Source organism: Bradyrhizobium sp. A11, assembly GCF_042077125.1.
Classification (GTDB): Bacteria; Pseudomonadota; Alphaproteobacteria; order Rhizobiales; family Xanthobacteraceae; genus Bradyrhizobium; species Bradyrhizobium japonicum_B.
In genome coordinates, this window is record NZ_CP149509.1 from 6,117,916 (window position 1) to 6,136,118 (window position 18,203).

Consider the following 18,203-nt stretch of genomic DNA (forward strand, 5'->3'; position numbering starts at 1 on the left):
TTTTCGAGGAGATTGCGCCCCTCGATGGACCACGGACCCCTTAAGCTCATGAACGCGCCTTCCTCGTCTTCCCGTCAGATCGTCTGGCCCAGCGTCATCACCGTAATCAGCGCCGCCATCCTGATCGGCGCCGAAGTGTTCGGCGCGGCGTTCGCCGGCGGCTGGGCGCTCGCGATCCTGTTCGGGCTCGGCGACCAGGGCGCTCACATCCTGCAGGCCGTGCTGTTCGCACTCGGCGTGCTCGTGATGACGGCCTTCATCCGCGCGGCTCAGCGCATCGAGCCCTTCACGAAGCGCGGCTGACGCGTCTCGCGCGAGAGAGACGCGCGCGCTGCGGAAAACTTAACGCGCGTTCACCTTCCGCGTCGCTCGCGCAACACTGCGCAAGCAGATGTTAGGCAATTCTGTTCGCAGCCTAAAAAAATTCTTGCGAAGCCGAGTCAAAACACTTATGTGCGGACTTGCCCAATTTCGCACGTGCCTGTGGTCGTGTGTCAGTCGGTAGGTATCCGGACAAGAGGCCGGACAGCCGCCAAGGGGTGAAGAAGCCGAGGGGCTCTTCGGAAGTGTGGAAGTCGGAAGGCCGAGGTCGCAAGACTCGCAGGTCGGACGACAAAGCAAACCCGGAGTGCCCAGCATCTCTCTCAAAGGGATGCCATGTCGAAGGTGACTTCGCTCTTTGCAACCGTGACTGGCAGCCGGAGGCGAACCGGCGCACCCCGCTCTCAACGGGGGACGCGACTTAAAGCAACGACGGATCGGGCTTTTTTGGTCTCTACCGGCAGTCCAACGCCGGCGCGGGCTACTGAAAAGGCTTGTCCTTCATTGCCAGGTGTGCGGGCGGGAACACTCCCAACCAATCCACGGCAGCACAGTCTGGTTTGAGTCTTTTGGCTTCGTCGCGCCTCCATCGCGCGATCCGGCCAGAGCACTCTTATCCGGCGTCATGTTTTGAACGGGCCCGTCGCTGGGCCGTTTGGGAGAGTGCCATGACCGAACGTATCCAGGAATTCCTGCGCAACCGCCGCAAGGATGGCCTCGACACCGAGCCGTGCCTCGTCGTCGACCTCGAGGTCGTGCGCGACAATTACCAGAGCTTCGCCAAGGCGCTGCCCGACAGCCGCGTGTTCTATGCCGTCAAGGCGAACCCGGCGCCGGAAGTGCTGGCCCTGCTCGCCTCGATGGGCTCCTGCTTCGACACCGCGACGGTCGCCGAGATCGAGATGGCGCTGGCTGCGGGTGCGACGCCCGACCGCATCTCCTTCGGCAACACGATCAAGAAGGAGCGCGACATCGCGCGCGCCTTCGCGCTCGGCATCCGGCTGTTCGCGGTCGATTGCGCTGCCGAGGTCGAGAAGGTCGCCCGTGCCGCCCCCGGCGCGAAGGTGTTCTGCCGCATCCTCTATGACTGCGCCGGCGCCGAATGGCCGCTGTCGCGCAAGTTCGGCTGCGACCCGGAGATGGCGGTCGAGGTGCTCGACCTCGCCAAGCGCCTTCGGCTGGAGCCGTGCGGCATCTCCTTCCATGTCGGCTCGCAGCAGCGCAAGGTGAAGGCGTGGGACCGTGCGCTGGCGATGGCCTCGCAGGTGTTCCGCGACTGCGCCGAGCGCGGCATCAACCTGACCATGGTCAACATGGGCGGCGGGTTCCCGACCAAGTACCTGAAGGACGTGCCGCCGGTCGTCACCTACGGCCGCTCGATCTTCCGCGCGCTGCGCAAGCACTTCGGCAACCAGATCCCGGAGACCATCATCGAGCCGGGCCGCGGCATGGTGGGCAATGCCGGCATCATCGAGTCCGAGGTCGTGCTCATCTCGAAGAAGAGCGACGAGGACGAGGTGCGCTGGGTGTACCTGGACATCGGCAAGTTCGGCGGTCTCGCCGAGACCATGGACGAGTCGATCCGTTACGCCATCCGCACCCGTCACGACGGCGCGGACATGACGCCGTGCGTGCTGGCGGGGCCGACCTGTGATAGCGCCGACGTGCTGTACGAGAAGAACCCCTATCCGCTCCCGGTCACGCTCGAGATCGGCGACAAGGTTCTGATCGAGGGCACCGGGGCCTATACGTCGACCTACTCGTCGGTGGCCTTCAACGGCATCCCGCCGCTGAAGACGTACCACATCTGATCCGCCTCTCTGTTCGAGAGGCCTGACGAACCCGGGAGCCGGCTTGCCGGCTCCCTCCCTGACATCTCGATCTGACGACGTCTTGGACCGGCGTGCTGCTCGCACGTCCGTTCAAGCGGGGACTGACGCGCCATGACTGCTTTTCGGAAGCCACAGATCGCCCTCACCTCGAAAGCCGCTCCGTTTGCGATCCGCAGCGAGCGTGCCGTCGACGTCGCCGCCCGTGAGGCGCTGCTGGATGCCTGCTTTGGCGAGGACCGCCATGGCCGCACCTGCCAGCGCCTGCGCGACGGACGCGCGCCTGCCGCAGGCCTCGCCCTGTCGGCTATGCGCGAGGGCAAGCTCGTGGGAACCGTGCGGCTGTGGCACGTCAGCGCCGGAGGCAGGCCCGCGCTGGTCCTCGGACCGCTCGCGGTCGATCCTGCCTGCCGCGAGCTCGGGATCGGCGCCGCGCTGATGCATCAAGCGCTGGCCGCCGCCCGGGCGCGCGGCCATGCAGCCGTGATCCTGCTCGGCGATGCCGCCTATTACGCCCGCTTCGGCTTCTCGGCGGACAAGACGGCTGAGCTTGCGTTGCCCGGCCCGTTCGAGCGCGACCGCCTGCTGGCGATCGAGTTCGCCGAGGGTGCGCTGGACGGCGCCACCGGGATGATCGTCCCGACCGGCACGGCCCTGCCCAAACGGAGGTCGGTTCGCGCGCCTGTGGCGCGCGCGGCCTGAGGGATCGCTTCCATCGCGACGACCCAAGCCGCGCTGAGCGGCAACGCCGGGCCGCGCCCGCGCCACGCCCGTTCCTTTGGGGTTGCGCAGGCGCCGGAAACGCCCTTTAACCCCGCGAAACATCCTTCAGTCGAGGCCCCAACCATGCCCCGTCGCCTGATCTCCACCGGCTCTCCGCTCGAGAAGACCGTCGGCTACAGCCGCGCCGTGATCGACGGCGATTTCGCCTTCGTGGCGGGAACCACCGGCTATGACTACAGCACGATGACGATGCCGGCCGACGTCACGAGCCAGTCACGCAACTGCTTCAAGACCATCGAAGCCGCCCTGAAGGAGGGTGGCTTCGAGATGGCCGATATCGTCCGTGCGACCTACTACGTCACCGACCCCAGCTACATCGACGACCACTTCGCCGTCTGCGGCGCGGTTCTCGGCGAGATCAGGCCGGCTGCGACCTTGCTGGTCGTCAGCGCCCTCGCCAAGCCCGAGATGAAGGTCGAGATCGAAGTCACCGCCAAGCGCCGCAGCGTCTAACAAGCGCCGCAGCGCCTGATCCACCCACCCTTGCCTGCCAGCACGTTCCGGAGAAACCGTCCCATGAGCCCTCCCTCGCAGATCTACGCGAAGATCACCGGTCCCATCGTCATGGTCGGCTTCGGCTCCATCGGCAAAGGCACGCTGCCGCTGATCGAGCGGCATCTCGATTACGACAAGTCGCGCGTCACCGTGATCGATCCCAAGGACGAGGGCCGCAAGGCGCATTGCGAGAAGCACAATGTCCGCTTCATCCAGAAGGCCGTGACCAAGGAGAATTATCGCGAATTGCTGTCTCCGCTGCTCACCGAAGGCGGCGGCCAGGGCTTTTGCGTCAATCTCTCGGTCGACACCGGCTCGACCGACATCATGGAGCTCTGCAACGAGCTCGGCGCGCTCTACATCGATACCGTCAACGAACCCTGGCTCGGCTTCTATTTCGATTCGTCGAAGGGCCCGGAGGCGCGCTCCAACTACGCCCTTCGCGAAGTGACGCTGGCGGCCAAGAAGGCGCGCCCCGCAGGCTCGACCACGGCCGTCTCCTGCTGCGGCGCCAATCCCGGCATGGTTTCCTTCTTCGTCAAGCAGGCGCTGCTCAACGTCGCCGCGGATCTGAAGCTCAATGCCCCCAAGCCGAAGACCAAGGCCGAATGGGCGGATCTGATGCGGCAGGCCGGCATCAAGGGTATCCACATCGCCGAGCGCGACACCCAGCGCTCCAAGAAGCCGAAGGAGCCCGACGTCTTCGTCAACACCTGGTCGGTGGAAGGTTTTCTCTCGGAGGGCATGCAGCCGTCGGAGCTCGGCTGGGGCACCCACGAGAAATGGATGCCCGAGAATGCGCATGGCCACGAAGCCGGCTGCGGCGCCGCCATCTACCTGATGCAACCGGGCGCCAATACGCGCGTGCGCACCTGGTGCCCGACCCGTGGCGCGCAATACGGCTTCCTCGTCACCCACAACGAGTCGATCTCGATCGCCGATTACTTCACGGTGCGTGACGCATCAGGCACGGCGATCTACCGGCCGACCTGCCACTACGCCTATCATCCGGCCGACGACGCCGTGCTGTCGCTGCATGAGCTGTTCGGCCGCGCCGGCAAGATGCAGGAGAAGCACCACATCCTCGAAGAGGACGAGATCGTCGACGGCATCGACGAGCTCGGCGTGCTGCTGTTCGGCCACGACAAGAATGCCTATTGGTACGGCTCGCAGCTTTCCATCGAGGAGACCCGCGAGCTCGCGCCCTACCAGAACGCCACCGCGCTGCAAGTGACCTCCGCCGTGCTCGGCGGCATGGTGTGGGCGCTTGAGAATCCGAACGAGGGCATCGTCGAGGCCGACGAGATGGATTTCGACCGTCTCCTGGAGATCCAGCTGCCCTATCTCGGCCCGGTGAAGGGTTTCTACACCGACTGGACGCCGCTGACGGACCGCCCGGGACTGTTCCCGGAGGACATCGACACGTCTGATCCGTGGCAGTTCAGGAACATCCTGGTGCGGTAAAGGACCTCGCTGGCAAAAATAGCGAAAACAACCCCATGCACAGTAGCCAAGCCTTTGAGCGGGCGGCTATTTCGGATTACCCAAAAGCCGCTTAACGCATCGGGAAAAACAAGTGGCAGGCTGGCATCATGCCGAGCTGCCGTCAGCGACAGCGCGGACGGGCTCGACGTCGAAGGCCTGCGTCCGTCAGCCTACTGGAGGAGAACGGGCAGATTGAGCGGGCCGCGGAAACCGAAGCCTTGCCAGCGGACGCTCGCCGGATCAGGCAGGGTCATACGGGGGAAGCGGTCGAACAGCATCGGCAGAAGGATGGCGCCAACCGTCCGCCGAGAAAGGTGCGCGCCCGCGCAGTGATGCGGGCCGTTGCCGAAGGCTTGATGAGGATTGGGTTCGCGCAACGCGTCGTAGCGCTCGCCATCCTCGAAGACCTCCTCGTCCCGGTTGGCTGAGGCCTGTATTGTCATCACCGTGTCGCCCTTCGGGATGAAGCAGCCGCGAATCTCGGTGTCTTCCATGACGAGCCGCGAACTGGCCTGGATCGGCGCCACCCATCGTACGCCTTCCTCGAAAGCGGATCGCCATTTGCCGCCTTCCCGGACGGCTTCAAGCTGGTCCGGGTTGGTCAGCAAGCCGTAGATGATCGTCAGCAGAGCGTCACGCGGCTCGTTGATGCCGCCCCCGATCGCGATCTTGACGTTGGCAATCATCTGACTTTCGGCGATCGGGTTTGCTGCGTTCACCATGAAGGACAGCGCTGAGGAATCCTGTTCGGTGCGAACGCGTTCGAAATTGCCACGGATACATCGATCCATCTCCGCATTGGCTAGGTCGGTTGCTTCGAAGGGTCCTGGCGTCCAGCCAAAATTGCCGGCGCCGTCGATCAGGGTCTGGGACCATCGTTGCATATCCTCGTCGCTCGCGTCCGGAACGCCCATGACATGGGCTAAAATCCGCGCGGCGATGGGACCAGCAAGCGTGGGGAAGAGATCAACGACCTCGCCACGGGGCAACCGGTCGAGATACACAGCGGCCAGTTTCGCATAGAGGGGTGCCCAGACGGCCTCGATCGTCTTCGGCATCAGAGCCGGCATCATCGCCATCCGCTCGCTGCGGTGCTCGTCGTGATCCTTGCGCATCAGCGTATGAGCCAGGAAGGCGCGCTTCATCGGCGTGTTCGGATCGTCGGAGCTGAACAGCGCCGCGTTGTCCTTCACATATTTGGTGTCGGCAGCCTTGGTGAGGAAGGTGCGGCCTACGGATTTCACCCGCAGCACAGGCGCTTCGCGTCGCAGACGCCGGTAGATCGGATAAGGATCGCGCGTGAGCTCCGCGATCGAAATCATCTCATCGAGGGGAGCCAGACTTGCGGTCGGCATGGAGTGATCCTGTGGAGTGCAGGTCAGTTTCCGCTCCGGATCATACCGGCGCGAGTAAAGCAGAACAACGGCTGACCACCACGCCGGCGCAGGGTTGCGATCGCAGCCGAAGAGCTGCGGTTGCCCCCTACTTCCTCTCCAGCGGCGGCGCGATCTTCTCGGCCGGTGCCGGCGGCAATGCCGGCTTGGCCGCGCCCGCCGCGCCTTGCGTCTGGGAATCCGGCCGCGCGGGCTCGGGCGCCGGCGTGGTCGGCCGGTCGCCGCCGGGCTTGGCTTCCGCTGGCACCTTGCTCTGCTCGTCGGACGGAGTTCCCTGAAGCGGCTGCGTCGCCTGCGCCATCTGCATCCGGTTCTCAGCGTGGATTTGGGCGAGCGACATCACCGCCACCACGAGGCCCGCCGCGAACAGCGAGGCCGCGATTGTCAGGTCCAGCTTCAGGCTGCGCTTGTCATGTTGGCCGGGCATATCGATCACCGCCTTTATCCACGGGATCAACGAAATCGCCCGACCAGGGTTCCACCCCCGGTAAGACCGGAACGGCCCGTCTGCGCGCCAAAACGACGCGCTTACTCGGTCGTGCTGGCTTCCCAGGTGGCATGGCGCACGCCGGGCAGATGCTGCAGATCGGTCGCCACGGCGTTCAGCTCGTTCGGGTCGATCGCGCTCGCGACCAGCTTGGCGACAATCTCCAGCATGTCCTCGCCGATCTCGACCACCTCGAGACCCGCCACGGGATATTTCGCACCCTCGAGCTTTTCGACGAGGCGGTCGCGCATATCAGGCAAGGCATCGGCCGCAACCGCGAGCTTGAAATAATAGCTCGCCTCCAGCGCCTTCTCGTTCAGCGGGATGCGGTTGATGGCGTTGACCAGCGGACGCAGCATGGTGTTGCCGGCGATGACGAAGACCGTCAGCGCGGCCGCCTGCGCGATCATGTCGGCACCGGCGCAGGACCCGACCGCGGCCGAGGCCCACAGCGTCGCGGCGGTGTTGAGCCCGCGCACGTCCATGCCCTGCTTCATGATGACGCCGGCGCCCAGGAAGCCGATGCCCGAGACGACATAGGCGATCACCCGCACCGCGCCCTCTGCATTGTCGAGCTGCATGGCGAGATCGACGAAGGCGGCAGCCCCCACCGCGACCAGCACATTGGTGCGCAGGCCCGCGGTGCGTTGGCGGTATTGCCGCTCGGCGCCGATCAGCGTGCTCAGCACGAAGGCGGTGATCAGGCTGACCAGCGTGTCGGCAAAATCGGCAATCTGGAAGGTGGTGAGAAAACGCATGGATCTGAGCTGCTGTAGGGTGGGCAAAGCATCCGCCGCAGCTCGAAGAGCGAAGGTGGAAGCGTGCCCACCGTCCCTATCGAGGGAGAGATCGTGGGCACGGCGCAGGCGCGCCTCTGCCCCACCCTACGACCTGAAGGATGACGGATTAAAGCTCGAGCAGGCCGCCATCCCCATTTTCGTCGGCGAACGCCAGCAGTGTGCCCTTGGCGTTCCAGGCGATCGCGGCGACCGGCGGCGTGCCGTTGCGGCGGACCAGGATCTCGGCGCCGTCCTCGAGGCGCACCATCAGCACGGTGCCGTCGCTATAGCCGGCGGCGAGGATGTCGTTCCTGGGATGACAGGCGACGACCGAGACGCGCGCCTGCAGCGGTGCCAGCATCGCGGGCTCCTTGCCCATCGGACCGTCCTTGCTGCCGAACGGCCAGCTGATGACGGTGTCGGCGCCCGAGGTTGCGAGCCCCTTGCCGCCCGCGCTCCAGGACATCGAGCGGACGCGGCCGGGATAACCGGACATGCGCATGTGCCTGTTGTCGGCGAGCCGCCAGCCGTGCAGTGCCGGCTCGTGCATCGCAGTCACCAGAAACTTGTTGTCGGGGCTGAAGGTGACGGCGTGATGCGAGCCTGCCCAGGGCAGGAATTCGGCCGATCCTTCCATGTTGGGAAACCACAGCGTCACGCCGTTGTAATGCGCGATCGCGAGCCGCAGGCCTTTCGGCGCGAAGGCAAGCCCGCCGACGGTCGAGGGCACGTCGAGCGATTTCTCCTCGGCCTTGCCGCTCTTGACGGTCGCGGTCTTGCCGGCCGACCAGGCGAAGGCGCCGTCGGCGTGCAGCGCCACCGCGTCGATCCAGCGCCGCTTCGGGTCGGTGGCGAGCAGCGTCACCTCGCCCTTGGCGTCGAGCGAGACGACCTTGCCGTCGTCGCCACCCATGACGAGGCGCTTGCCGTCGAAGGCGGTTGAGAGAATGCCGCCGCTGTGCACGGCGACCTTGGCGATCTCACCCTTGGCGTCGACCAAGGCGACATTCTCCTCGCCGCCGACGAAGGCGGCACGATCCCCGAGGAAATGCGCCGAGGTCACGGCCATGCCGAGCGCAACGGGCTTGACGCGGTCGGTGACGGAGACGATCGAGGCGGAATCGGGAGGCGGCGTGAACTCTTTCATCACGAGACGATGCAGCTCTCGAAACCCTTGCGAATGGCCTCTTCCGGCAATTCGCGGCCGATGAAGACGAGGCGGCTCTCGCGCGGCTCGCCTTCCTTCCACTTCCGCTGGTGGTTGCCCTCCAGCATCATGTGGACGCCCTGGAAGACGTAGCGGTCGTCGTCGTCGTGGAAGGCGAGGATGCCCTTGGAGCGCAGGATCTTGCCGCCCTCGACCTGCACCAGGTTCTGCAGCCAGGGCATGAACATATTGGGATCGAGCGGCTTGTCGGTCTTGAGCGACAGCGACTGCATGTCCTCGTCGTGGTAGTGCTTCAGGCCGTGACTATGACCTTGGCTGTGATCATGATGATGATCGTGGCCATGATGGTGGTGATGATCATGGTCGTGGTCATGATCGTCGGCCTCCAGGAAATCAGGCTCGATGTCGAGGATGCGGTCGAGATCGAACGCGCCGCGGTCGAGCACGTCGGCCAGCGCCACCGAGCAGCGCTCGGTGCGATGCAGCTTCGCATAGGGGTTGATGGCGCGGATGCGGGCCTCGACCTCGGCGAGCTCGCCCTTGCTGACGAGGTCGGTCTTGTTCAGGACGATGACGTCGGCAAAGGCGATCTGGTTCTTGGCCTCGGGCGCGTCCTTGAGCCGGTCGGACAGCCATTTGGCGTCGGCGACGGTCACCACGGCATCGAGACGCGCGTTCTTCTGCACGTCCTCGTCGACGAAGAAGGTCTGGGCGACGGGCGCGGGATCGGCAAGGCCGGTGGTCTCGACGATGATGGCGTCGAACTTGCCCTTGCGCTTCATCAGGCCGTCCATGATGCGAACGAGGTCGCCGCGCACCGTGCAGCAGATGCAGCCGTTGTTCATCTCGAACACTTCCTCATCGGCACCGATGATGAGGTCGTTGTCGATGCCGATCTCGCCGAATTCGTTGACGATGACGGCGTATTTCTTGCCGTGGTTTTCCGACAGGATGCGGTTCAGCAGCGTGGTCTTGCCGGCACCGAGATAGCCGGTCAGGACGGTCACGGGAATTTTTTGGGAGGTCGCTTCAGACATAACAACTCCGGCTTCGGGCTTTTTCGCGCGACGCGAGGCGGGGTGGCCCCTGCCCTAATGGTCAAGCGCGCTGGTCAGGGCCTTTATATTGTGCCTGACCATGTCAATGTAAGTGGGTGCAGGCCCCTTTTCGCCGGTCAAACCGTCCGAAATCAGGGTCCCGCCGACCTTTGCCCCGGTCTCTGCCGCGATCCGCCGGATCAGCCGGTCATCGCTGATATTCTCCAGAAAAACGGCCGGGATTTTCTGCGCCTTGATCTGACCGATGATGGTCGCGATGTCCCGGGCGCTGGGCTCGGTTTCGGTAGAGACGCCCAAGGGGGCGACGAACCGGATACCGTACTCGGCGGCGAAATAGCCGAAGGCGTCGTGGGTGGAGATCACCTTGCGCCGCGCGGTCGGGATTTTGGCCACGGCCTCACGAACCTCGCGGTCCAGCGTTTCGAGCTTTTCCAGATAGGCCTTGGCCCGGGCGCGAAAGAAGTCGGCTGCGTCAGGGTCGGCGGCGGCCAGCGCGTTGGCGATATCAGCCACGTAGACCTTGGCGTTGGGGACCGACTGCCAGGCATGTGGATCGGCCGCCGAGCCCAGCTTGAGCGGGGCGATCCCGGCGCTGGCGGTGACGACCTGCGCCTTGCTGCCGGACGACTGCACGAGACGCGGCAGCCAGCCCTCCAGCCCAAGCCCGTTGACGATGACGAGCTTCGCCTCCGCGACGCGCTTCGCATCGGCGGGCGGCGGCGTGTAGACGTGGACGTCGCTGTCGGCGCCGACCAGTGTGGTCAAATTGATCCTGTCACCGCCGACATTGCGGACGAAATCGGCGAGGATCGAGAAGCTCGCGACGACGTTCAGCCGCTCCGCGGCCTGAAGTGGCGAGGCGATCAACAACAGTGCACAGAACAGGATGAACCGCATCGTCATGCTTCCAGATGCCGGCCGGGAAACAGTTGCCGGACCACGCCGCCGACGCGGCCGAACAGAACCGAGATCACATAGATCACCGTCGCCACCAGAATGATCGCGGGGCCCGAGGGCACCCGGGTCTGGAACGACAGCACGAGGCCGGCATAGCCGGAGAGCGCGGCAGCGACGACGGCGATGCAGATCATCGCGGTGAGATCGCGCGACCAGAACCGCGCGATGCCGGCCGGCAGAATCATCAGGCCGACCGCAAGCAGCGTGCCGAGCGCCTGGAAACCGTTGACGAGATTGATCACGACCAGGGCGAGGAAGGCGAGATGCGCAGGTCCCCCGGCGCGACTGACCGTGCGCAGGAACAAGGGATCGACGCTCTCGATCACCAGCGGGCGATAGATCACAGCGAGCACCAGCAGCGTCACGGTGGCATTGAAGGCCACCACCAGCAATGTCTGGTCGTCCATCGCGAGGATGTTGCCGAACAGCACGTGCAGCAGATCGATATTGGTGCCCTTGATCGAGACGATGGTGACGCCGAGCGCCAGCGAGGCCAGATAGAAGGTGGCGAGCGAGGCATCCTCCTTCAGCCCGGTCGAGCGCGCGACCAAGCCGGCGAGGATCGCGACCGCAAAACCTGCGATCAGGCCGCCGGCCGTCATCGCGAACAGATTGAGACCGGAGAGCAGGAAGCCGATTGCGGCGCCTGGCAGGATCGCATGGGCCATGGCGTCGCCGACGAGGCTCATCCGCCGCAGCATCAGGAACACGCCTATCGGCGCGCCGGCCAGCGCCAGCGCGATCACGGCAGCGAGCGCGCGCCGCATGAACTCGAATTCGGTGAAAGGGCCGATCAGCGCGTCATAGAGCATCAGATATCAGGCCGCCCGCGAGCCGATATCATCGGCAGCGCAGGCCGCGGCACTGTCGTCGAAGGCCTCGCACATCCGCATTGCGACCAGCAGGTTTTCCGGCGTCAGCACCTCGGCCGTCGGTCCCCACGCCACCGGGCCACGCGCCAGCACCAGCGTCTCGCTGAAATGGTTGCGCACCATCTCCATGTCGTGCAGCGCGGCGAGCACGGTGCGGCCCTCATGGTGCCATTGCTTGACCAGCGCGAGCAGGTCGGCGGTGGTCTTGGCATCGATGGCGTTGAAAGGCTCGTCCAGCACGATCAGGCTGGCGTCCTGGAGCAGCACGCGCGCGAACAGCACGCGCTGCATCTGGCCGCCGGAGAGCGTGCCGATCGGGCGATTCTCGAAGCCGTTGAGGCCCACGGACGCGATGGCGCGCAGAATCTTGCCGCGCGCGGCCTTGCCGATGCCGCCGAACAGGCCGGCATCGCGCCACAATCCGGTGCCGACGAAGTCGAACACCGAGATCGGGAAGCTGCGGTCGATCTCCGCGCTCTGTGGCAGATAGGCGATGTCCCTGCTGTCGAGCCCACCGAGATGGATGCTGCCGTCGAGCGGCTTGAGGATGCCGACGATGCCACGCAGCAGGGTCGATTTGCCCGCGCCATTCGGGCCGATCACGGCGACCAGCGCACCCCGCGCGATCTCGCCGCTTAGATGGTGGACGGCGGGATGCCGGTCATAGCCGAGCGTGACGTTGTGAAAGTGCAGCGCGGCCATCGTCACCTCATCGCCAGCAGGACCACGCCCCAGAGCACGGCGCAGACGGCGAGCGCCGCCGCAAGGCGCGCGGCCATGGTCATGCGCAGGATCGACCAGGGCGCCGCCTGGGCAGGATGCGGCGAGGCGGCATCGTGGGTGTGGGTGTGGTCGTGCCCATGCCCGTGCCCGTGCGCATGGGAGTGCCCGTGGGCATGGTCGGGATGATGGGCGCGGGACGCGGCGGGAACCATCTAAGCATGTTATATTATAACATTACGGCTGTCCATGACCCCGCCGTCATGCCGGGCGATGCAAAGCCTCGAACCCGGAATGACGGTACTAGCTCAGGGCTTGCCGATCACCATCGCGATGGCAGCGGCCACGAAGGGGAATGGCATCGAGACGGCACAGCGGAACCAGACGAAGCGGGCCGGCATGAACGGGATTTCCCACAAGATCACCCGCTGGAAGGCAAACAGGGCCCAGGCCACCACATAAGCCACCACCTGCGGCATCCCGCCGCCCGACTTCAGCGCCACGGTGCCGATGGAGAAGCCGACCACGGGGCCGCCCGGCGTCGCCGCGCCGGCGACCACGGCGGTCGCAACGCCGAGCCAGCCGCTGTCCGGCCCGAGCCAGCCGGTGATCACCTCCTGCGGGATGATCGCAGCGATGTAGCCGGAGCCGATCACCCCGAGCGCGATCCGCGGCACGATGTTGATGAAGTCCATCGAGCCTTCGCGCAGCGAGGCTTTGAACACCGGGGGGCCGCGGCGAAAGGCGATCAGCCCGACGCCGAGCACCGAGCCCCACAGCAGGATGTCGATCAGGAGCGCGGCGCTCATGCCGCGTCCTCGTCGCTGGCGCGCTTCGGATAGAGCCGGACATAGACGAAGCGCCCGAGCGCGCCGGCGAGCACCGGCAACGGCAGCGAGATCACGATCCGCCACAATGTGAAGTCGGTGCCCATGATCGGGATTTCCCAGGCCACCGCCCGGCCGTAGCCGATCAAGGTCCAGCTCACGACCATGGCGATGGTGGCGCCGAAATCGGCGCCGACCGCGAGCAACGCGCTCGCCACGGGATAGGCGGTGAACGGCCCGCCCGGCAGGATCGCGCCGAAGGCGGTGCCGATCAGAAGCCCCATCAGGCCGGATTTCGGCCCCAGCGAGCGCGAGACTTTTTCGTGCGGCAGGATCTCGGAGATGAAGGCCCCGAGCAGGCAGCCGGCGAGCACGCGCGGCAGGATGCCTGAGAACAGCGAGAGATCGTGGGTCAGGATGTCGAGAACGCCGTCGGTGCCGTCACGCCGCCAGACCAGCGCTGCGCTGACCGCGACCAGAACGGCGATGATGATGGTCGACCAGCCGATCGGCTTGCGCACCCGCCCGGGCCGCGGTTCGGACTCCGCATCCTCGACCGGCGCTGGGGTTTTCGGGGAAGGTTCTGACAACGGGCTTGTTGGCTCGAGGGCGATGCCCGTCCTGATTAAGGGCGGTGCCCGGGCGATGCAAACGGTACGATGACAGACCTATGCGCGCACTGCGCAGGGCAATTCCGCACAGCAAAAAGGCGGCCGCATAAGCGACCGCCTTCGATCTCGTCATTCCGGGGCGGCGCGTCAGCGCCGAGCCCGGATGACATCGTCACGCCTTCTCGAACAGGGACTCCACGTATTCCCAGTTCACGAGGTTCTCGACGAACGCCTTGAGATAATCGGGGCGGCGGTTGCGATAGTCGATGTAGTAGGAATGCTCCCAGACGTCGCAGCCGAGGATCGGGATGGCACCGTGCACCAGCGGATTCTCGCCGTTCGGGGTCTTGGAGATCTCGAGCTTGCCGTTCTTGACCTGGAGCCAGCACCAGCCGGAGCCGAACTGGCCGACGCCGGCCGCCTGGAAGTCGGTCTTGAACTTCTCGAAGCCGCCGAGGTCCTCGTTGATCTTCTTCTCGAGCTTGCCCGGCAGCTTGGTGCCGCCGCCATTGGGCTTCATCCAGCTCCAGAAGTGGATGTGGTTGTAGTGCTGGCCGGCATTGTTGAACACCGCGGGGTTCTTGCCGAACGAGCCCTTGACGATCTCCTCAAGGGACTTGCCTTCCCATTCGGTCCCCTTGAGCGCGTTGTTGCCGTTGGTGACGTAGGCCTGATGATGCTTGTCGTGGTGGAATTCCAGCGTCTCCTTCGACATGTACTGGCCGAGGGCGTCATAGGCGTAAGGGAGTGGGGGCAGCGTAAAGGTCATGGCTTCTTGTCCGCAACTGGGTGGAGAACGGGTTCTAACGGTCACCCCTTATAGAAGGTTCCGTGGCCGTTAAATACCGCCAATTTGCGAAAGCGCGTGATGCCGCAGCTTGGCCGGATTGCATAAAATCGACGCAAGCGCAGATATCACAGGCGGGATGGGGCGATGCAAAAATATCATTGCCTTTGAAGCTCTTATGACAGAACGAATGCGCCACGAAGCGGGGCTTCGAAGGACCAAGCCATGAGCATTGAGATCGACATTCTGAACGGCGACGCCTCATGGCCGATTGCGGAGCCATTGCATCAGGCGGTCTGGGGACCACATTCGATCGCGGACAAGCCCTGGGCTCAGGTCAAATGGGCCAATGCCGATCTGCGCGTCCTGATCGAGACCCCCGAGGACGGCCTGGTCTGCCATGTCGGCATCTACTTCCGCACCGTCACCTGGAATGGGCAGAAGGTCCATATCGGCGGGATCGGCGGGGTCTGCACCCGCGAGGACCGGCGCGGCCGCGGCTATGCGACCGTGGCGATCGACGCGGCGGTCCACACCATGCGCGCCAACGAGGCCGTTCGCTTCGCGCTGCTGTTCTGCGAGCCCCACAATGTCTCGTTCTACGAGACCCGGAGCTGGCTGCCCTTCAAGGGTGAGGTCTATTGCGAACAGCCGGAGGGCCGGATCCGCTTCACCCACATGGCGCCCTACGTCTTCAACATCGTCCGCGCCCCGACGCTGGGCACCATCGACCTATGCGGCCTGCCCTGGTGAGCCCTGCGTGAGCGAGGGCTGGGCCGCCTGCTCCCGGCCCTATAATATGTCGATCATCATTTAAAATGTCCGCCCGGTGAACATGACGATCGACGCCCCCGTAGACGCCGTCCCGCCGCGGGGACCGGTCGCCTCCTCCATTACGAGCCTGCTGACGGCGCCGATCCTGCCGACGCTGCTCCGCCTCGCGGTCCCCAACATGATCGCGATGGTCGGCAGCACGCTGGTCGCGATCGCCGAGACCTCCTATATCGGCCGGCTCGGCACCATCCCGCTCGCCGCGATCGCGCTGGTGTTTCCGTTCGCGATGCTGACGCAGATGATGAGCGCGGGCGCGATGGGCGGCGGGGTATCGTCCGCGATCAGCCGCGCCCTCGGCGCCGGCGATCGTGACCGCGCCGCGACGCTGGCGCTGCATGCGGCCATCATCGGCCTCTGCGGCGGGCTGTTCTTCACGGTGATGATGCTCGGCTTCGGCCGCTGGTTCTTCACCCTGCTCGGCGGCCGCGACCGCGTCCTGGAGGAAGCCAGCGGCTACTCGCAGGTGCTGTTCTCCGGCGCGGTCGCGATCTGGCTCGTCAACACGCTGGCCTCGGTGATCCGCGGCACCGGCGACATGCGCCTGCCCTCGATGACGCTGATTGGGGCGAGCGTGCTCCAGGTCGTGCTCGGGGGCACGCTGGGTCTCGGCCTGTTCGGTGTGACGCAATTCGGCATGCCGGGTGTCGCCAGCGGCCAGTTGATCGCGTTCAGTTGCGCGGCGGTTTTCCTGCTCTGGTATCTGTGGTCCGGGCGCAGCCGGCTGCAGCTCGACTTCCGCGCCTTCCGTTTCGAGCGCGCGATGTTCCTGGACATTCTCAAGGTCGGCGCGGTGGCCTGCCTGTCGCCGCTCCAGACCGTGCTCACGATCCTGATCTTCACCAAGATCCTGGCGACCTTCGGCACCGAGGTGCTGGCCGGTTACGGCATCGGCTCGCGGTTGGAATTCCTGCTGATCCCGATCACCTTCGCCTTCGGCATCGCCTCGGTGCCGATGGTCGGGCTGGCGATAGGCGCCGGACATTTGAAGCGGGCGCGGCATGTCGCTTGGACCGCGGCGGCGGCCTCCGGACTCACGGTCGGCCTGATCGGGCTCGTCGTCGCGCTCGATCCCGCGCTCTGGGTCGCACTCTTTACGCAAGACCCCGGCGTCACTGCCGCGGCGCACAGCTATTTCCACTGGGCGGGTCCAGCCTTCGTGTTCTTCGGCATAGGCGTGTCGCTCTACTTCTCGTCACAAGGCGCGGCCCGCGTCGGCGGACCGGTGCTTGCTTCCACCGCACGACTTCTGATCGTCGCGATCGGCGGCATCGGCCTCATGATTGCGCAGGCGCCGGCCTGGACCTTGTTCGCGCTGGTCGGCGGGGCCATGGTGGTGTTCGGCCTGTCGACGGCGGCCTCGGTCGCGTTTGTGCGCTGGGGCAAATGAGCGCAGCAAAAGCGCAGGAATGTGATTGCAGCCGCTCGGCGCAGCGTCACTACGGGCCGCAGCGGGTCCGGGACACGGGAATCGGCTACGCCGTCATCGCCTTCAGCGCCGTCGCTGCCGAGGCATAGCCGCCCCGGGCGCCGTCGATGAAGTGGACGTGATCGCTCCGTAGCGCCGAGGGCGCGAAGCACGTCATCATCGCAGCGTCCTGCTGATGCAGGCCGTAGCGCACGATGCCCTCGCGCGCTGCGGCCGCCAAACGATCGCTCAGCGCGCGCTCGAGCTGCGGGGTGCAGTCGAGAACCATGCGCAGGCCGTCGTCATACTTCCTGAAGTCCGAGTTCTCGACGACCTGCCGCTTGTAGAGGCCGGGCACGAAGCCGCCGACCTTGATGTCGAAGCGCATAATCAGATAGGCGAACAGCGTATAGGCCAGCACGCTGGCTCGGCGCGCCAGCAGCGGGCCGCCGCGCCTGGTGCGGGCTTCGTAGTCCAGCCCCTGCGGCGGCCATTTCAGCGGCGGTCCCTGCGGCGGCACCGGACGGGCGCCGTCCGGGCTGCGCTCGACGAGATGGATGACGTCCTCGATCACCTTGCGGAAGGCATGCGGATCGGCGCCGCGCGCCGGCATCACCAGCACCGACAGGATCAGCCCGCGCGAGGCCGGCATCATCTCGAAGCGGCAGGACAGTCCGGACAGGTCGGGCTGCGTGCCCGGCGGCGCCTCGGCGACCGCGAACTCGCCACGCTTCATCGCCGCGTCGGCAAAGGCGAGGCCGCCGCCGGAGAACATCGCATAGGACAGGTTCGCCGACGGACCGAAGCGCGCGACACGCACGTCGAGGCCCTGCGCGCGGATGGCGCTCACCGGCACCAGCGCGACCCGCATCCTCAGGTCGAGGTCCTCCCGCACCCAGGTGGCGGTCGCGGCGAGCGCCTCGCGCGCCGCATCGAGATCGCCGGGCGCGACCGCAAAGCTCGCGCCGTCGCCGCCGAACACGAAGGGGAATTCGCGTCCCTCCAAGGCGTTCGTCACGGCCGCGATCACCGCCGCGCCGGCCATGTTGACCGCCTTGTAGCGCTGCGCCGCGATCGCCTTGGTGGAATCGACGATATCGGCAACGCCGATGCTCCAATCGTCGGGAAGCGGCGCATAGAGCGCAGGGTCCATCAGGCTGGTGAAACCGCGGAAGACCGGAATGCCGCCGTAGAACGATTCGCCTGAGGTCATCGGGGATGCCGGATGGTTGGAATGCGCAACAAATACGTGACAGGATCGATCCGGGTTCGCCGGCCGGCGGCCCTTTCGATCATTTGGCTGAAATGGGCCGGAACAACAAGACGCCGGCCCGCTGGGCAATGCCGCGGGGGGTCATTGATCGGCATCAAACGACCCGCCGGGGAGTGCG

The 18,203-nt window shown here is 65.6% G+C and carries 20 protein-coding genes; 7 read left to right on the forward strand and 13 right to left on the reverse strand.

Going from position 1 to position 18,203, the window contains the following annotated elements; genetic code table 11:
- The first annotated feature begins 48 nt into the window (after positions 1-48).
- The 5 genes from WI560_RS28760 (at position 49) to WI560_RS28780 (ending at position 4,892) form a co-directional block, all read left to right on the forward strand.
- Positions 49-303 carry a hypothetical protein gene (locus WI560_RS28760; protein WP_028134216.1) on the forward strand — a complete coding sequence of 85 codons (255 nt, stop codon included), beginning with the start codon at positions 49-51 and terminating at the stop codon, positions 301-303.
- 686 nt (positions 304-989) lie between these two features.
- Entirely contained in the window at positions 990-2,132 is a 1,143-nt protein-coding gene (locus tag WI560_RS28765; protein WP_126259440.1) for a type III PLP-dependent enzyme, read from the forward strand.
- Between the two features lie 132 nt (positions 2,133-2,264).
- Positions 2,265-2,852: a GNAT family N-acetyltransferase gene (locus WI560_RS28770; protein ID WP_375305881.1), complete on the forward strand. Its 588-nt coding sequence runs from the start codon at positions 2,265-2,267 to the stop codon at positions 2,850-2,852.
- 144 nt (positions 2,853-2,996) lie between these two features.
- A complete protein-coding gene (locus WI560_RS28775; protein ID WP_375305882.1) occupies positions 2,997-3,386 on the forward strand; it encodes a RidA family protein in 390 nt (129 codons plus the stop codon).
- Between the two features lie 63 nt (positions 3,387-3,449).
- On the forward strand, positions 3,450-4,892 hold the full coding sequence (locus tag WI560_RS28780; protein ID WP_375305883.1) for a homospermidine synthase: 1,443 nt from the start codon (positions 3,450-3,452) through the stop codon (positions 4,890-4,892).
- 191 nt (positions 4,893-5,083) lie between these two features.
- Here WI560_RS28780 and WI560_RS28785 read toward each other — a convergent pair whose 3' ends face one another.
- From WI560_RS28785 to WI560_RS28840, 12 genes are all read right to left on the reverse strand, one after another.
- The gene (locus tag WI560_RS28785; protein WP_375305884.1) at positions 5,084-6,268 is read right to left on the reverse strand and encodes a cytochrome P450; all 1,185 of its coding nucleotides are present in this window, start codon (positions 6,266-6,268) and stop codon (positions 5,084-5,086) included.
- 127 nt (positions 6,269-6,395) lie between these two features.
- Positions 6,396-6,734 carry a hypothetical protein gene (locus WI560_RS28790; protein ID WP_375305885.1) on the reverse strand — a complete coding sequence of 113 codons (339 nt, stop codon included), beginning with the start codon at positions 6,732-6,734 and terminating at the stop codon, positions 6,396-6,398.
- 101 nt (positions 6,735-6,835) lie between these two features.
- A complete protein-coding gene (locus WI560_RS28795; RefSeq protein ID WP_375305886.1) occupies positions 6,836-7,552 on the reverse strand; it encodes an MgtC/SapB family protein in 717 nt (238 codons plus the stop codon).
- A gap of 148 nt (positions 7,553-7,700) precedes the next feature.
- A complete protein-coding gene (locus tag WI560_RS28800) occupies positions 7,701-8,720 on the reverse strand; it encodes a WD40 repeat domain-containing protein (protein WP_375305887.1) in 1,020 nt (339 codons plus the stop codon).
- Positions 8,720-9,778, reverse strand: a complete 1,059-nt coding sequence (locus WI560_RS28805) for a CobW family GTP-binding protein (protein WP_375305888.1) — start codon at positions 9,776-9,778, stop codon at positions 8,720-8,722. The genes WI560_RS28800 and WI560_RS28805 overlap by 1 nt, the downstream gene beginning before the upstream one ends.
- Positions 9,779-9,832: 54 nt before the next feature.
- Positions 9,833-10,696, reverse strand: coding sequence for a metal ABC transporter solute-binding protein, Zn/Mn family (locus WI560_RS28810; RefSeq protein WP_375305889.1), 864 nt, complete (start codon positions 10,694-10,696; stop codon positions 9,833-9,835).
- 2 nt (positions 10,697-10,698) lie between these two features.
- Positions 10,699-11,568 carry a metal ABC transporter permease gene (locus WI560_RS28815; RefSeq protein ID WP_028134206.1) on the reverse strand — a complete coding sequence of 290 codons (870 nt, stop codon included), beginning with the start codon at positions 11,566-11,568 and terminating at the stop codon, positions 10,699-10,701.
- Between the two features lie 6 nt (positions 11,569-11,574).
- A complete protein-coding gene (locus WI560_RS28820; RefSeq protein ID WP_375305890.1) occupies positions 11,575-12,330 on the reverse strand; it encodes a metal ABC transporter ATP-binding protein in 756 nt (251 codons plus the stop codon).
- 2 nt (positions 12,331-12,332) lie between these two features.
- The gene (locus WI560_RS28825) at positions 12,333-12,563 is read right to left on the reverse strand and encodes a hypothetical protein (RefSeq protein WP_375305891.1); all 231 of its coding nucleotides are present in this window, start codon (positions 12,561-12,563) and stop codon (positions 12,333-12,335) included.
- A gap of 93 nt (positions 12,564-12,656) precedes the next feature.
- Positions 12,657-13,157 carry a hypothetical protein gene (locus tag WI560_RS28830; RefSeq protein WP_375305892.1) on the reverse strand — a complete coding sequence of 167 codons (501 nt, stop codon included), beginning with the start codon at positions 13,155-13,157 and terminating at the stop codon, positions 12,657-12,659.
- Positions 13,154-13,765 carry a permease gene (locus tag WI560_RS28835; protein WP_028134202.1) on the reverse strand — a complete coding sequence of 204 codons (612 nt, stop codon included), beginning with the start codon at positions 13,763-13,765 and terminating at the stop codon, positions 13,154-13,156. Before WI560_RS28835 ends, WI560_RS28830 begins: the two co-directional genes overlap by 4 nt.
- Positions 13,766-13,958: 193 nt before the next feature.
- Positions 13,959-14,555: a superoxide dismutase gene (locus tag WI560_RS28840; protein WP_257197831.1), complete on the reverse strand. Its 597-nt coding sequence runs from the start codon at positions 14,553-14,555 to the stop codon at positions 13,959-13,961.
- 243 nt (positions 14,556-14,798) lie between these two features.
- Between WI560_RS28840 and WI560_RS28845 the strand changes: the two genes are divergently transcribed.
- Both WI560_RS28845 and WI560_RS28850 read left to right on the forward strand, forming a co-directional pair.
- Positions 14,799-15,326 (forward strand): GNAT family N-acetyltransferase, encoded by a 528-nt coding sequence (locus WI560_RS28845; RefSeq protein ID WP_375305893.1) that lies wholly within the window; start codon positions 14,799-14,801, stop codon positions 15,324-15,326.
- An 82-nt stretch (positions 15,327-15,408) separates the two neighbouring features.
- Positions 15,409-16,794 carry an MATE family efflux transporter gene (locus tag WI560_RS28850; RefSeq protein WP_375305894.1) on the forward strand — a complete coding sequence of 462 codons (1,386 nt, stop codon included), beginning with the start codon at positions 15,409-15,411 and terminating at the stop codon, positions 16,792-16,794.
- A gap of 85 nt (positions 16,795-16,879) precedes the next feature.
- Here the strand turns inward: WI560_RS28850 and WI560_RS28855 are convergent, their stop codons facing one another.
- A complete protein-coding gene (locus WI560_RS28855) occupies positions 16,880-18,025 on the reverse strand; it encodes a DUF3095 domain-containing protein (RefSeq protein ID WP_375305895.1) in 1,146 nt (381 codons plus the stop codon).
- Between the last annotated feature and the right edge of the window lie 178 nt (positions 18,026-18,203).